We start from the raw sequence: 1,735 nt of genomic DNA, 5'->3' as shown, positions 1-1,735 counted from the left end.
TTTTCAACCCAGGGCGACATGGACGCCGCCATCGAATATCTCGATCGCGCGCTGGCGATACGGCCGGACTATGGGGATGCGATCAGAGGCAAGATCTTCCTGGAGGACTACCGCGCCGAGGCCGATTTCGTCGTCCAGCAGGCAATACGAAAAACCTGGTGGGATCAGATCGGCTCCAAGCTGCCGCAACGGACGCTGCCCAGGCGGCCGCTCGATCCGGAGAAGCGGATCGTGGTCGGCTATGTCGCCGCCGAATTCCGGCAGCACTCGGCGGGACTCACCCTGCTGCCGGTGCTGCGCAACCATGATCACGCCAAGTTTGAGATCATCTGCTATTATTCCTGGCCGGGAGAAGACGAGTACACCGCCAAGTTCAAGCAGCTGGCGGATGTCTGGGTCAACGCCTGGGGGCTCTCGGACGACGAGCTTGCCGACCGCATCCAGGCCGACAATGTCGACATCCTGATCGACGTGTCGGGCCACACGACCGGCAACAGGCTGCAGGCTTTCGCGCGGAAGCCGGCTCCGATCCAGGCCACCGGCTTCGGCCACGCGACGGGCACGGGCATGCCGACCATGGACTACGTGCTCGCCGATCCTATCTTCATACCGCCGTCGGTCCGCCACTTGTTTGCCGAGAAGATCCACGACCTGCCGTGCCTGATCACGATGGAGCCGGTCACCAATTTGCAGCCCTCCGCGCTGCCGATGCTGCACAACGGCTACGTCACCTTCGGCGTGTTCAACCGCATCTACAAGATCTCGGATGACGCAATCCGCGTGTGGTCGCGCATCATGCGGGAGGTGCCGGGATCGAAGATCATCCTCAAGCATGGTTTGCTTGATGATGCCCTGCTGCGCGACAGCCTGATGGCCCGCTTCATCGCGCAAGGTATTGCCGAGGAGAACATCACCTGTCTCGGCACCACTTCGCGCGACGACCATCTGAGGGCGTTCGACAAGATCGATATCTCCCTCGACACGTTCCCGCAAAACGGCGGCATCAGCACCTGGGAATCCCTCTACAAGGGTGTTCCCGTCGTCGCCAAGCTCGGCATTGGAGCCTCCTCGCGTGCCGGCGCCTCCATCGTGACGGCCGTCGGACTCGGCGACTGGGTCGCCGAGGATGACGATGGCTATGTCGAGATCGCGCGCAAGTTTGCCTCGCAGCCCGAACGTCTGGCGAAGTTGCGGGCCGGTCTGCCGGCTCAGATCGCAGCCTCGCCCGCCGGTAATGTCGAGATCTACACGCGGGAGCTCGAAGCCGGTTACCGCAAGTTCTGGCGTGACTATTGTGTCGCGGCCGCTGAGGGCGGCGAGGCTGCGGTCAGTGTGGCGGACGCACGCAGCGATGCCTGAACCCGCTCCTTCACGCGAGCCCCGGGACATCACGGACGCATTTCTGGTCCCGGACCCCGGCCGGGCCGGTGCGCGAATCAGTTAGACTCGCCGCGGGCCATCTTCCGGAGAGACACCTTGCAGAGCAGCGGCGCCGGCGCGCGCGCATTCCAGAATGCGCGGTTGCAGAAAAAATTGAAGAAGCAGGCCGACGCCGTCATTGCCGCCGCCGCGAGCGCCTATGGGCAGGGCCGATATGCCGAGACCGAGGCGCTCTGCCGCCAGATCGTGCAGGCCGTTCCGGATCATTTCGACGCGACGCATTTTCTTGGCCTGAGCGTGCAGCAGGGCGGCCGCCTCGACGAGGCGCAGCAACTGCTCGAACGTGCGACCGCGC

1 protein-coding gene and 1 pseudogene are annotated in these 1,735 nt (G+C 64.0%); both read left to right on the top strand.

What is annotated here, in order from left to right:
* Positions 1–1,359, top strand: a pseudogene (locus JHD07_RS31825) (acetylglucosamine transferase); the annotation flags it as partial.
* A 117-nt stretch (positions 1,360–1,476) separates the two neighbouring features.
* A partial coding sequence (locus JHD07_RS31820; protein WP_366865558.1) for a tetratricopeptide repeat protein occupies positions 1,477–1,735 on the top strand: 259 nt, incomplete at its 3' end.

The sequence above is a fragment of the Bradyrhizobium sp. genome (genome assembly GCF_016462955.1).
Taxonomy (GTDB): domain Bacteria; phylum Pseudomonadota; class Alphaproteobacteria; order Rhizobiales; family Xanthobacteraceae; genus Bradyrhizobium.
This window is presented reverse-complemented; position numbering and strand designations above follow the sequence as displayed.